The following is an 11,616-nucleotide window of genomic DNA, read 5'->3' on the forward strand; positions in this document are numbered from 1 at the left end:
TATCAGGCCGGCGCGACGAGCAGGATGACCGCGCCGGTCACCAGCAGGTTGATCAGCGTCAGCGGCAGGCAGACGATCCAGCCGAAGGTCATCACCCGGTCGTAACGCGGCCGGGGCAGCGCGGCCCGCACCAGGATGAACAGCACCAGGAAGACGCCGGTCTTGATCACGAACCAGACGATGGGCGGCAGCAGCGGGCCGTGCCAGCCGCCGAAGAACAGGGTGACGACCAGCGCCGAGATCAGCAGCATGCCGACATACTCGCCGATGAAGAACATGCCGAACTTCATGGAGGAGTATTCGATATGGTAGCCGTCCGCCAGCTCCTGCTCCGCCTCCGGCTGGTCGAAGGGATGGCGGTGCACCACCGCGAAGCCGGCGACAAGGAAGTTGCAGAACCCCAGAAACTGCGGAATGACATACCACAGCCCCTGCTGGGCGTTGACGATCTCGCGCAGGTTGAAGGAGCCGGCCATGGCGACGACCCCCATCAGCGACAGCCCCATGAAGATCTCGTAGGAGATCGTCTGGGCCGAGGAGCGCATGGCGCCGATCAGCGCATACTTGTTGCCACTGGCCCAACCGCCCAGCAACACCGAATAGACATTGATGCCGCCCATGGCCAGGAAGAACAGCAGGCCGATGTTCCAGTCCGCCACGCCCCAGCCGGGGGTGATAGGGATGATGATGAAGGAGAGCAGCAGCGAGGCCATGGCGATGGCCGGCGCCAGCACGAAGATCGGCCGATCCGCGAAGGGCGGAATCCAGTCCTCCTTGAAGAAGATCTTGATCATGTCGGCGATCAGCTGCAGCGAGCCGAAGGGTCCGACGCGATTGGGGCCATAGCGGTCCTGCCACAGACCCAGCAGGCGCCGCTCCACCACGGTGAGCACCGCCCCGGCCAGCACCGCGGCGAGCAGGATCACCAGCGCCTGCAGCATGGCCAGGACGATGGCGACGACTTGTGGGGTCAGCCACTCCATCAGCGCTTCTCCTCGGCGGTCACCGTGTCGGGCGCCTCGATTCGCGCCTTGTCGCCGCTGGCGAACTCCTGGGTCACGCCCGCCGGCAGGCTCACCACGCCATCGGGCAGCTGCTGATTGCAGCACAGCGGCAGCGTCAGCCGGGCGCTGGCGTTCGCCAGCGTGACCGGGCTACCCTCGGTGAGCCCCAGCCGCTGCGCGTCCCGCTCGCTCAGGCCCAGCTTAGGAGGGCCGGCGCGCTCGCGAATGGGCGCGGCCAGGGCCGAGGTCTCCTCGCCGCCGAACAGCCGCGGCAGCACCAGCACCCGCCACTCCCCCGGCGTGGCGACGAACGCCTCGGGAATATCGGGATCGTCGTCATGGGCGCCGAGACGCGGCACGGCCAGACGCACGCCCGGATTTCCACCGCGCAGATGCCCGCCCACCTGATCGGTAAACTTGTTCCAGGCCTGGGGCGAGTTCCAGCCCGGTGCCCAGGCGAAGGGGATCTCCCGGCGCGGATGCGCCACGCCGCTGTAGCCCTCCATGGAAAAGGCGAAGGGCGAATCCTTGTCCTGAGGGACGCGCGGTTCGCTCACCTCGATGTCGGCGCGCATGGAGGTACGACCGCTGTAGCGGTGCGGCGCCCGGGCCAGGCGGCTGCCCGCCACGCGATAATCGCCCCCCGGGGCCGCGTCGAGGATGCCTTTCAGGGCGGGGTGGCGACGGGCGCAGGCCGCGGTGACCTCATCCAGGGTAATAGCGCTGGCGACTTCCCGATACAGGCTGGTGCGCAGGGCGTGCAGCCAGTGCCAGCCATCGTGCAGGCGGCTTTCCGGACGCAGATGACGCGGATCGAAGACCTGGAAGAAGCGCTGCGCACGCCCCTCCAGGTTGACCAGGGTGCCGCTGCCCTCGGCAAAGCTCGTCGCGGGCAACCCGAGCCTGGCCCGCTGCCAGGTGGGAGTGCGCTGATGGTCCAGCACCACCAGCTCCTCCACGGCATCCAGGGCGGCCTCCACCCGGGCCTGGGGCAGGCGCGCGTAGAGGTCGTTTTCGAGTACCACCAGGGCGTCGGCGCGGCCCGTCACGACCTCGTCCAGGGCCCACTCCAGGGGCCGGCCGCCGAGCAGGGCGGCACCGGTGCTGTTGGCCTCGCGGCGCACCAGCATCAGGCCGGCGCTCCTGGCGCGTCGCGAGAGCGCCCGGGCGATGCTGCCGGCGGCATCCAGCACCCGCGTGGACTCCAGAGAGCCGCCGCTAATCACCAGTGGCTTCGTCGCTTTCAGCAGCTGGTCGGCCACCGCCCGGGCCGATGCCTCCAGGGCAGCATCGAGCCCTTCCACACGAGGCGCGCTGGCATCGATGGCATGAGCGATGGCGAAACCCAGTCGCGCGATGTCCTGAGGCGTCAGTTGCCAGCGGTCCGCGGCGATGGCGTCCAGCTCGGTGGCGGCGGGATAGGCGATGAACAGTGGATGGCGGCTGTCCTGAGCCAGGGTCTTGACGGCCTCGATGTTCCAGGCCGAAATGCCGCGCTCCTCGGCCAGCTCATCACGAATCCCCAGCACCGCCTGACGCACCCCCAGCGCCAGACGCGCGGCACTGTGCAGCAGGTCCTCTCCCAGCACCAGCACCGCATCGTGCTCCTCCACCTGGCGCAGGGTGGGAACCGGCAGGCCGCAGGAGACTTCCAGCTCCGCCATGCGCGTGAGGCATGCCTGCTCCCGGGCGGCGATACCGCTGGAGAAGTTCTCCTCGCCGACCAGCTCGATCAGCTGATGGTTGCTCTCCAGGCTGGCCCGCGGCGAGCCGATGCCGATTACCCGCTCGGCGCTGCGCAGCAGGTCCGCGCCGCGGTCCAGGGATGGGTCCACTTCCAGGGTGACCATATCGGCGGTATGCCCGCTGCGCCATTCAGGCCGGCGAGGCCGATCGGCGCGATTGACGTAGCCGTAACCGAAGCGCCCTCGATCGCAGAGGAAGTAGCGGTTGAGATCGCCATGGTAGCGGTTGACGATACGGCGAATCTCGCCGTAGCGCTCCCCCGGGCTGATATTGCAGCCCAGGGCGCACTGGTGGCAGATGCTGGGCGCGAACTGCATGTCCCACTTGCGGACGTAGCGGTTCGAGTGCGTCCGGTCGGTGAAGACCCCGGTGGGACAGACCTCGGCCAGGTTGCCGGAGAAGGGGCTCTCCAGGATGCCTTCCCGATGGCGCCCGAAATAGAGGTTGTTGCTCGTGCCGAAGACACCCAGATCGGTGCCACCGGCATAGTCATTGTAGAAGCGTACGCAGCGGTAGCAGTTGATGCAGCGATTCATCTCGTGGGCGATGAAGGGGCCCAGATACTGGTTGCGGTGGGTGCGCTTGCGGAAACGATAGCGGCGCCGATTGTGGCCGGTCATCACCGTCATGTCCTGCAGATGACAGTGGCCACCCTCCTCGCAGACGGGACAGTCGTGGGGATGGTAGGTCATCAGCCACTCCACCACCTGGGCACGAAACGCCCTGGCCTCCGCGTCATCGATGGAGATCCAGCTGTCGTCCGCGGCCGGGGTCATGCAGGACATCACGATCTTGCCCTGGGTGTCGTCGGCATCCTTGTACTGCTTGACCGCGCACTGGCGGCAGGCGCCGATGCTGCCCATCGCCGGATGCCAGCAGAAGTAGGGAATGTCGAACCCCAGGGAGAGGCAGGCGTGCAGCAGATTGTCCGACCCGTCCACCTCGTAGGCCTTGCCACCCACATGAATCGTCGCCATCAGCTCCCCCCCTCAAGCACCGAATGGACAATGCCGGCCTCGAAGTCCGCCCGGAAGTGGCGGATCGCCGACTCCAGCGGCATCGCCGCCCCCGGGGCGTGGGCACAGAAGGTTTGCCCCGGCCCCAGATCCGTGGCGTGCTGCTCGAGGAGCTCGATGTCCCCCGGCTCGCCCTCGCCGCGCTCAAGGGCCTGAAGCAGCTTGACGACCCAGGACAGGCCGTCGCGGCAGGGGGTGCACCAGCCGCAGGACTCCCGGGCGAAGAACTGTTCGAGATTGCGCAGCAGCGCCACGATGCTCTGACGCTCGCTGACCACCGTCAGCAGGCCGGTGCCCAGACGGCTGCCGTGGTCGCCGACGGTATCGAAGTCCAGGGGCAGCTCGAGGTGTTCCGGGAGCAGGAAGCCGGTGCTGCCGCCGCCGGGTAGCCAGGTCTTTAGGGTATGGCCCTCACGCATGCCCCCGGCGCGCTCGAGGATCTCCCGGCCGCGGGTGCCGATGGGCAACTCCCAGAGCCCGGGGCGCTCGACCAGACCGGAGACACCGTAAAGCTTGGTGCCGCCATCCTCGCTCAGGCCGTCGGACAAGCCCTGGTACCACTCCGCGCCGTGCTGCATGACACCCGGGGCGTTGCACAGGGTCTCGACGTTGTTGACCACCGTGGGCTTGCCCCAGGCGCCGGACTGGCCGGGAAACGGCGGCTTGGTCCGGGGATTGGCGCGCTTGCCCTCCAGGGAGTTGATCAGGGCGGTTTCCTCGCCGCAGATGTAGCGTCCGGCACCGGTATGCAGGGCGATATCGAAGTCGAAGCCACTGCCGTTGACGCTTTCACCCAGCCAGCCGGCCTCCCGCGCCTCCTCCAGGGCCAGGGCCAGAGAGCGCGCCGCCTCGACGTACTCGCCGCGCAGGAAGATGTAGCCGTACCGGGAACGATTGGCGTAGCCGGCGATGATCATGCCCTCGATCAGCAGATGCGGCTGCTGCTCCAACAGCAGGCGATCCTTGAAGGTGCCCGGCTCCATCTCATCGGCGTTGCAGAGCAGATAGCCGCGAGGCAGCTGATCGCCCACCAGGGTCAGGCTCCACTTGACGCCGGCGGAGAAGCCGCCGCCTCCGCGACCGCGCACGTTGGCCCGCTTCATGGTATCGATCACCTCGTCGGGCGTGCAGCGCTCGAGGGTGTATGCCGCGCCCCGATAGCCCTCCTTCTCGCGGTACTCCTCGAAACCGACCCGCGCACCATCCTCGCGCAGCCGCCAGGTCAGCGGATGGGTATCGGCGCGGCGCTCCTCGGCACCCTGGCGCAGCTGGCAGCGATAGCGCAGCCGGGAATCCCTGGGTATCGCGTTCATGGATAGGCCTCCAGGAGTTCCTCCAGAACGTCCGCCGCGATGGGACCGAAGGTGTCCTCGTCGATCACCATCGCCGGCCCGCGGTCGCAGGCGCCCAGGCAGCATACCGGCAGCAGGGTGAAGCGCCCGTCCGCGGTGGTCTGACCGAAGTGGATACCGAGACGCCGGCTCAGGGCGGCGCTGAGCGCCTCGAAGCCGGTCAAAAAGCAGGCGCTGCTGTCGCAGACCAGGATCACATGGCGTCCCACCGGCTGACGAAAGATCAGGCTGTAGAAGGTCGCCACGCCTTCGACCTCTCCCGCACCGACCCCCAGCGTCTCAGCGATGGCAACGATGGCGCCGTCCGGCACCCAGCCATGGCGGCGCTGCACGATCTTCAGCGCCTCGATGCAGGCCGCCCGGGGCTGCTCGTAGCGCCCGCGCTCCTCGAGGATGGCGCGCCGATCCTCCTCATGGAGCTGGAAGCCATCGGTAGCGATGGTATCGACGGTGTCGACGGTGTCGGCGGCGGAGGAAGAAGGTATCTGCGACATCATGATCAGCGGTCCACGTCGGCCATGACGAAATCGATACTGCCCAGATGCGCGATCAGGTCCGGCACGAAGCCGCCACGCATCAGCTCGGGCATCTGCTGCAGGTGCGGGAAACTCGGCGTGCGGATACGCGTGCGGTAGCTCATGGTGCCGCCGTCACTGGTCAGATAGTAGCCGTTGATACCCTTGGTCGCCTCGACCATCGAGAGCGACTCGTTGGCCGGCAGCACCGGCCCCCAGGAGACCTGCAGGAAGTGGGTGATCAGCGTCTCGATATGCTGCAGCATGCGTTCGCGTGGCGGCGGCGTGGTCAGGGGATGATCCGCCTTGTAGTCTCCCGCCGGCATATGGTCGATGCACTGCTGGATGATCCGCACGCTCTGGCGCATCTCCTCGATGCGCAGCTGGCCACGATCGAAGGCGTCGCCGTTGTGGCCCAGGGGCACCTCGAAGTCGAAGTTCTCGTAGCCCGAGTAGGGGCGCTTCTTGCGCAGATCGAAGTCGCAGCCGGTGGCACGCAGATTGGGGCCGGTGACGCCCCAGGCCAGGGCATTGGCGGTATCGAAGGCGGCAACATGCTTGGTGCGATCGCGCACCAGGGAGTTTTCCATCATCACCCGCTCGTACTCCCTGAGACGGGCGGGCATCCAGTCGACGAATTCCTGCATCAGCCGGTCCCAGCCCTTGGGCAGGTCCTGCATCAGGCCGCCGATACGAAACCACGCCGGATGCATGCGAAAGCCGGTGATCGCCTCGATCACCTCGTAGCCCTTCTGGCGATCCGTGAAGGTATAGAAGACCGGCGACATGGCGCCGAGGTCCTGAAGATAGGTACCCAGGAACAGCAGATGGCTGGTGATGCGAAACAGCTCCGCCATCATCACCCGCACGGTCCGGGCGCGCTCGGTCACCTCGATCCCCGCGAGCCTCTCCACCGCCAGCACGTAGGGCAGGTTGTTCATCACCCCGCCCACGTAGTCGATACGGTCGGTATAAGGGATGAAGCTGTGCCAGGACTGGCGTTCCCCCATCTTCTCCGCGCCGCGATGGTGATAGCCGATATCCGGCACGCAGTCGATGATCTCCTCGCCGTCGAGCTGCAGCACGATGCGAAAGGCGCCGTGAGCGGAGGGGTGATTGGGCCCCAGGTTGAGGAACATGAACTCCGTGTTCTCGTTTTGGCGCCGCATCCCCCAGGCCTCGGGATCGAACTTGAGCGCCTGCTGCTCCTGGTCCTGCCCCTCCACGGTCAGGGTGTAGGGGTCGAACTCGGTGGCCCGGGCGTGATGATCCTTGCGCAGCGGGTGGCCGTTCCAGGTCGGCGGCATCAGGATGCGGTAAAGGTTGGGATGGCCCTCGAAGCGGATGCCGAACATGTCCCAGACTTCCCGCTCATACCAGTTGGCGTTGCGGTAGAGGCCCGCCGCGCTGGGCAGACGCAGGTCGTCCATGTCCAGGGCGACCTTGAGCATGATGTCGCGATTCCCCGAAACCGACAGCAGCTGGTAGAAGACGGTGAAGTCCGCCGCCGGCGGTGCCGCCCGATGCTCTCGCAGGCGCTCGTCGGTGGCAGAGAGATCGAAGAGCATCTCGAAAGACTCCGGTGCAGCGCGCAGCGTCTCCAACACCTCGAGCAGCGCCTCCCGTGCCACCCAGAGCACCGGCATGCCGGTCAGGGTGGCCTGCTCGTGGAGCAGCTGCGCGCCGAAGCGCTCGCTCAGCCTCTCGACCAGCGAGCCGGCTCGGCCATCGAGAGCGGATGTTGCACGGGTGTCGGTGTGGTCGACGTTCATCCTGGTAGAGATCCCCTCGTCCTGAAGTCATGACGGTAAGGCATGCCGATCCATAGCCTGCCCAGGCTGTCGTGAAGCAGGTTGCAGGTGCCCCCTAGACGCTGTCCGGCGTGCGCAGCTGCGTCGCCTGGATGCGTCGCTCGCGGTTCCTCTCACGCTGGGACGGCATCTCGGCACGATATACGCCCTGATCGCCGACCACCCAGGAGAGCGGCCGACGCTCCTCCTGTATCGAGTCCTGAAGCAGCTGCAGCCCCTGCAGAAAGACTTCGGGGCGCGGCGGGCAGCCCGGCACGTAGACGTCCACCGGCAGGAACTTGTCGACTCCCTGCACCACCGAGTAGATGTCGTACATGCCGCCGGAGTTGGCGCAGGAGCCCATGGAGATCACCCACTTGGGCTCGAGCATCTGGTCGTAGAGCTGCTGGATGACCGGTGCCATCTTCACGAAGCAGGTGCCGGCGATGACCATGAAGTCCGCCTGGCGCGGCGAGGCGCGGATCACCTCGGCGCCGAAGCGGGCGATATCGTGGGGTGCCGTGAAGGCGCTGGTCATCTCGACATAGCAGCAGGAGAGACCGAAGTTGTAGGGCCACAGCGAGTGCTTGCGTCCCCAGTTGACCGTCGAGTTCAGCACCTCCTCGAGCTTGCCGGTGAAGACGCTGCGATGGACCTGCTCACGCATCGGGTCCGCGACGTGCTGGCGCTTCTCCAAGGGGTAGCGCGCCTCCTCGGCGACGGCGTCGTCGGCCCGAGTCAGGGTGTACGTCATCGATGTCTCCCCTGAAATCCAAAGAGTGGAGTCCCGCTAGGCGGATTCGCGTGTGGCGTCGGGCGAGTGTCGCACCCGAGCCGGATCGCTACGGTGCATGCCATCGCTGCCCCTGGGGGCCCAGCTGAGCGCGCCGACACGGCTGTCATAGACCAGCCCCGCCAGCAGGATAAGAATGAAGAGTGCCGCCCCCCAGAACCCGGCCCAGCCGACCTCGCGCACGGATACCGCCCAGGCGAACAGGAAGACCGCCTCGATGTCAAAGATCACGAACAGCATGGCAACCAGATAGAACTGGATGGAAAAGCGCTGCCGGGCGCTGCCGGCGCCGACGATGCCACTCTCGAAGGGTAGTGCCTTGCTGCGACCCCGGCTACGCCCCCCCAGCATGGCGGACATACCGATCATGAAGGCGCACAGAACGAAGACCGCCAGGATGAAGAACCCAATGCCCCAGTATTCGGCCATCAACGCTGTCTCCTGATCCATGCACGCTTCCTCGCTAAATCCGCTGCTTCCCTGCCTATGCCACCTTCATGCCATGTCGTCTGAACGATCCGGCACATCCACCATGTTGCCTGGCAGCATAAGTAGCAGCCTTACGTATTCTCGCCATCAGCTTAGGAGAAGATGGGAGATTTTCCAGCGACCGTGCCCTCCCCTATCTGCACAGCGGGGCCAGCCAGGCCTCGGCGAGCCACAGTACCAGCGCATAGCGCCCCGCCTTGGCCAGCCCGATCAGCAGGGTGGCCCGCCACCAGGATAGTCTGAACAGGCCCGCCAGCACGGTGAGCGGATCACCTATCACCGGCGCCCAGGAGGCCAGCAGGCTCCATTCGCCGAAGCGCTGGTACCAGCGCTCCGCCCGCGCCAGGCTCGCCGGCGAGGCGGGAAACCAGCGACGTCCCTGGAAGTGGCGCGCGTAGCGGCCCAGGGCCACATTGACCAGGCTGCCCAGGGTATTGCCGGCGGTGGCCACCGCCCATAGCGCCAGGGCCGGCTGTTCCAGACACCACAGACGGGCCAGCCATACCTCGGAGCCACCGGGCAGCAGGGTGGCACTGGCCAGGGCCACCAGAAAGAGGCTCAGCATGGCCTACCCCACTGCCCTTGCAGTAGGCTGGCAAGTCTCCAATGACCCTGTGATGACATAACGACGATGACCCTCTCAGACCGGATTCCCAATGCCCTGACCATCGCCGGCGCCGACCCCAGTGGCGGCGCCGGCATCCAGGCCGACCTCAAGACCTTCTCGGCGCTGGGCGCCTATGCTACCAGCGTCATTACCGCCCTGACCGCCCAGAACACGCGTGGCGTCAGCGGGGTTCACCCGGTGCCCGCCGACTTTATCGCCGCTCAGCTCGCGACCCTGCTCGACGACGTGCGCATCGATGCGGCGAAGATCGGCATGGTGGCCAGCCTCGAGGTCGCCGAGGTGATCCGCGACAGCCTGGCGCAACGCCGGCCTCGCTGGGTGGTACTCGACCCGGTGATGGTGGCCAAGAGCGGCGATATCCTGGTGGACGACGCCGGCATCCGCGCGGTGCGCGAGGTCCTGGTACCCCAGGCCGACCTGATCACTCCCAACCTGCCCGAGGCCGCGGTGCTGCTGGGCCTCCCCGCTCCGATCGACCGCACCGGCATGCTGGCCATGGCCCCCGCCCTGCGCGAGCTGGGGGCCGGCGCCACCCTGCTCAAGGGGGGGCACCTGCGCGGCGAGGAGTGCCCCGACCTGCTGGTCACCGACGAGGCGGCCACCTGGATCGAGGGGGCCCGGGTCGATACCACCAACCTCCACGGCACCGGCTGCACGCTCTCCTCGGCGATCACCGCGCATCTGGCGCGGGGCGACACCCTCCAGGAAGCGGTGGCATCGGCCAAGCGCTGGCTGGGCGAGGCGCTGGCCGCCAGTCGACGCCTGGGGGTGGGCCACGGCCATGGACCGGTGCACCACTTCCACGCCTGGTGGTAACCCCCTTCGGTGCCTCGGCCTTGCCGCACGCCTTGCAGCAATGGCCGAGGCCTCCCATGCTAAAGATCTACACCGCCGTGGCGCCACGCCCAGGAGCCGTCATGAACTCGACCCTGCTGTTCGCCTGCGACCTCTCGGCCGAGAACCGTGCCGCCTTCGCCAGGGCCATTCGCCTGGCCACCGAGCAGGGTTCACGCCTCGATGTCCTCCACGTGCTCGACCCCTACCTGCCTCGCCGCGTGCTTCACGACCTGGAGGAGGCCGTGGTAGCCGACATGCAGGCCACCCTCACCGATATCCGCGAGGAGTATGCCCTTCCGGAGCCGCGGGTGCTGCTGCAGACGGTCACCGGCACCCCCTTCGCCGAGATCATCCGCGAAGCCCACGAGCGCGAGGTGGACATGATCGTGCTGGGTGCCCACCGCAAGCGCGGCCAGCCCGACCTTGTTGCCGGAACCACCCTGGCCCGGGTGCTGCGCAGCGCCCCCTGCCCGGTGCTCTCGGTGAGCCACACCGCCAACCAGGACTGGCAAGAGGTCCTGCTGCCCATGGACTTCTCGCTCACCTCCCGGCACACCCTGCGCGAGACCCTGCGGCGCTTCCCCGAATCGCGCCTGACCCTGCTCCACGCCTGGGACATTCCCGGCGAGCGTGAGCTGGGTTCGCGCAGCGACTTCGCCCGCTGGCGCGACCGCGAGGTGGCACGCCTGAAGGCCCAGCTGGAGTCCGAGGTCGAGCGCCTAATGGCCGAGCTCGACGACGTGCCCGAGGTGGCGCTGGTGCTGGAGCAGGGGGCCCCTCTGGAGGTGCTGATGAACCGGCTGCGTCACCAGCCGCCGGATCTGCTGGCGCTGGGTAGCCGGGGCCAGCTCGGCCGCCAGAGCCTGATCACCGAGTCGCTGCTGGCCGAGCCCCACTGCGACATCATGCTGTGTCGTGCCTGGTAGCGGAGGGCTCGACCGGCATGTGATACCCTGCGCGGCGTTCGTGATTGCAGGGAGACAGGGATGAAGGCGTTGATTCAGCGCGTGACCCGCGCCAGTGTCGAGGTGGAGGGAAGCGTGGTCGGGGCCATCGACCACGGCCTGCTGGCCCTGGTCGGCGTGGAGAAGGGAGACGACGAGGCCGCCGTGGAGCGGCTGCTGCACAAGCTGCTGCACTATCGGGTTTTCAGCGATGCCGAGGGCAAGATGAATCTCAATCTGCAGCAGGTGGACGGCGGCCTGCTGCTGGTTTCCCAGTTCACCCTGGCCGCCGACACCCGCAAGGGGCTGCGTCCCAGCTTCTCCAGCGCGGCCCCGCCCGCCGATGGCGACCGCCTCTTCCATCGACTGCTGGAACGCGCCGAAGCCGCCTGGCCGAAGGTCGCCAGCGGCGAGTTCGCCGCCAATATGCAGGTCGCGCTGGTCAATGACGGCCCGGTGACCTTTCTGCTCGAAAGCTGAGCCTGCTGCAAGCCTGTTCACA

Annotated in this window: 11 protein-coding genes; 3 read left to right on the forward strand and 8 right to left on the reverse strand. The window is 67.2% G+C overall.

What is annotated here, in order from left to right:
- Nucleotides 1-2: 2 nt before the first annotated feature.
- The 8 genes from nuoH to IOC61_RS09560 form a co-directional block, all read right to left on the reverse strand.
- Entirely contained in the window at nucleotides 3-983 is a 981-nt protein-coding gene (gene nuoH, locus IOC61_RS09525) for an NADH-quinone oxidoreductase subunit NuoH (RefSeq protein WP_195688590.1), read from the reverse strand.
- Entirely contained in the window at nucleotides 983-3,727 is a 2,745-nt protein-coding gene (gene nuoG / locus IOC61_RS09530) for an NADH-quinone oxidoreductase subunit NuoG (RefSeq protein ID WP_195688591.1), read from the reverse strand. The genes nuoH and nuoG overlap by 1 nt, the downstream gene beginning before the upstream one ends.
- Complete coding sequence (locus IOC61_RS09535) at nucleotides 3,727-5,079, reverse strand: NADH-ubiquinone oxidoreductase-F iron-sulfur binding region domain-containing protein (protein WP_195688592.1); 1,353 nt, start codon at nucleotides 5,077-5,079, stop codon at nucleotides 3,727-3,729. The genes nuoG and IOC61_RS09535 overlap by 1 nt, the downstream gene beginning before the upstream one ends.
- Nucleotides 5,076-5,612, reverse strand: coding sequence for an NADH-quinone oxidoreductase subunit NuoE (gene nuoE, locus IOC61_RS09540; RefSeq protein ID WP_195688870.1), 537 nt, complete (start codon nucleotides 5,610-5,612; stop codon nucleotides 5,076-5,078). The genes IOC61_RS09535 and nuoE overlap by 4 nt, the downstream gene beginning before the upstream one ends.
- A 5-nt stretch (nucleotides 5,613-5,617) precedes the next feature.
- Nucleotides 5,618-7,405 carry an NADH-quinone oxidoreductase subunit C/D gene (gene nuoC / locus IOC61_RS09545; RefSeq protein ID WP_195688593.1) on the reverse strand — a complete coding sequence of 596 codons (1,788 nt, stop codon included), beginning with the start codon at nucleotides 7,403-7,405 and terminating at the stop codon, nucleotides 5,618-5,620.
- 94 nt (nucleotides 7,406-7,499) lie between these two features.
- A complete protein-coding gene (locus IOC61_RS09550; RefSeq protein WP_195688594.1) occupies nucleotides 7,500-8,177 on the reverse strand; it encodes a NuoB/complex I 20 kDa subunit family protein in 678 nt (225 codons plus the stop codon).
- 36 nt (nucleotides 8,178-8,213) lie between these two features.
- A complete protein-coding gene (ndhC, locus tag IOC61_RS09555) occupies nucleotides 8,214-8,666 on the reverse strand; it encodes an NADH-quinone oxidoreductase subunit A (protein WP_195688595.1) in 453 nt (150 codons plus the stop codon).
- Nucleotides 8,667-8,838: 172 nt separating this feature from the next.
- The gene (locus IOC61_RS09560; RefSeq protein WP_195688596.1) at nucleotides 8,839-9,270 is read right to left on the reverse strand and encodes a YqaA family protein; all 432 of its coding nucleotides are present in this window, start codon (nucleotides 9,268-9,270) and stop codon (nucleotides 8,839-8,841) included.
- A gap of 66 nt (nucleotides 9,271-9,336) precedes the next feature.
- Here IOC61_RS09560 and thiD point away from each other — a divergent pair, with 66 nt between their 5' ends.
- The 3 genes from thiD (at nucleotide 9,337) to dtd (ending at nucleotide 11,594) form a co-directional block, all read left to right on the forward strand.
- Nucleotides 9,337-10,149 (forward strand): bifunctional hydroxymethylpyrimidine kinase/phosphomethylpyrimidine kinase, encoded by an 813-nt coding sequence (gene thiD, locus IOC61_RS09565; RefSeq protein WP_195688597.1) that lies wholly within the window; start codon nucleotides 9,337-9,339, stop codon nucleotides 10,147-10,149.
- A 101-nt stretch (nucleotides 10,150-10,250) separates the two neighbouring features.
- Nucleotides 10,251-11,096 carry a universal stress protein gene (locus tag IOC61_RS09570; protein ID WP_195688598.1) on the forward strand — a complete coding sequence of 282 codons (846 nt, stop codon included), beginning with the start codon at nucleotides 10,251-10,253 and terminating at the stop codon, nucleotides 11,094-11,096.
- Nucleotides 11,097-11,156: 60 nt separating this feature from the next.
- Nucleotides 11,157-11,594 (forward strand): D-aminoacyl-tRNA deacylase, encoded by a 438-nt coding sequence (gene dtd, locus IOC61_RS09575; RefSeq protein WP_195688599.1) that lies wholly within the window; start codon nucleotides 11,157-11,159, stop codon nucleotides 11,592-11,594.
- The last annotated feature ends 22 nt before the right edge of the window (nucleotides 11,595-11,616 follow it).

This window comes from Halomonas sp. KAO, assembly GCF_015595025.1.
Lineage (GTDB): Bacteria > Pseudomonadota > Gammaproteobacteria > Pseudomonadales > Halomonadaceae > Halomonas.